2 protein-coding genes are annotated in these 1,207 nt (G+C 73.6%); both read left to right on the forward strand.

Features of this window, described 5'->3' with window-relative positions; all coding sequences use genetic code 11:
• Nucleotides 1-146: 146 nt before the first annotated feature.
• Complete coding sequence (locus tag VF202_05900) at nucleotides 147-458, forward strand: hypothetical protein (protein ID HEX7039625.1); 312 nt, start codon at nucleotides 147-149, stop codon at nucleotides 456-458.
• Nucleotides 458-1,078, forward strand: a complete 621-nt coding sequence (locus VF202_05905) for a hypothetical protein (GenBank protein HEX7039626.1) — start codon at nucleotides 458-460, stop codon at nucleotides 1,076-1,078. Before VF202_05900 ends, VF202_05905 begins: the two co-directional genes overlap by 1 nt.
• The last annotated feature ends 129 nt before the right edge of the window (nucleotides 1,079-1,207 follow it).

Genomic DNA, 1,207 nt, shown 5'->3' on the forward strand with positions numbered 1-1,207 from the left:
TACCTGAGCCTCGCCGACAGCGAGCGCAGCCGCTTCGACGGCCTGAGCCTGGGCGACTTCTCCGGCACCGAGCGGCGCGACGCGTTCCCCGTCCCCGCGGCTGAGCAGCTGCTCCGGCCGTGGATCACCAGCGTGGCGGTGGCCTCGTGACCAACTGCGTCGTCACCGTCTACAAGGACGTGGACGTGCTCGACCACGGGCACCGTGGCGACACGCCGCCGCAGGCGACCGTCCTCTACGCCGGGCCCGCCTACCTCTCCGCCCCGACCCGGTCCTGGGAGCGGCAGGCGGCGCTCGAGGGCGTCATCACCGGCAACCTGCACGTTCACACGACCGGGGGACTCCAGACCGCCACCCGCGTCTCGATCGCGCAGCACGCGAGCGCGGGTGAGTACCAGGTGCTCGCCGCCGCCGTCACCTCGAGCGAGTGGCGCCTCGCGCTCGGGCGGAGACCCTGATGGCCGGCGTCTCCCGCCAGGTCATCCAGGAGCTGCGCAGGCGGCACCAGGCGGGCCTGCACGCCGTCGCGGTCGAGCTCACCAACCGCGCCAAGGTCGAAGCGACCAGGCATACGGACAACGGCACGCGCCGCAACAGCATCACGCAGACCAAGGAGAGCGACGGCCGCACGGTGCTGTGGGGCATCCCGATCGGCGCCGCGCCGCACGCCCCGCACCTCGAGCTCGGCTTCAAGCCGCACTGGGTGCCAGCCAAGCACATCGGCCTGTGGATGCAACGTCACGGCGCCGGCATCCTCCGCCACGGCAGGCAGGTGCGAGGCAAGGTCGTGCACGGCCAGGCGCGCCGCAAGGTGAACCTCCGCGCGCGCGGCACCAGCGTCGCGTCCGGCCTGTACGTCGGCGGGCCTGGTAGCAGCCTGCAGTCCGCACCCGGCGGCGCCACGGGCCGCGTCTACCGCGGGCGCCGCATGGTCACCCGGCACTGGCACACGAAGGGCGGCCGCTCCAACCTCCTGCGCGCCGGCACCGTCGGGCACCCCATCCTGCAGCCGGTCGGCGACAAGGCGCACACCGTCCCCATGGACGTCTTCCTCCGGGGGTACCTGAGTGGCCGGTGACCGCGCGAACGTCCTCCGCAGCGTGCACCAGCTCCTCGAGAAGCACGCCGGCCTGGTCGCAGCGCTCGGCCACACGCCGGGCGCGCAGACGGTCGAGGCGGGCGCGCGGATCGTCGGCGACGACGTCCG

The sequence above is a fragment of the Trueperaceae bacterium genome, assembly GCA_036381035.1.
Lineage (GTDB): Bacteria > Deinococcota > Deinococci > Deinococcales > Trueperaceae > DASRWD01.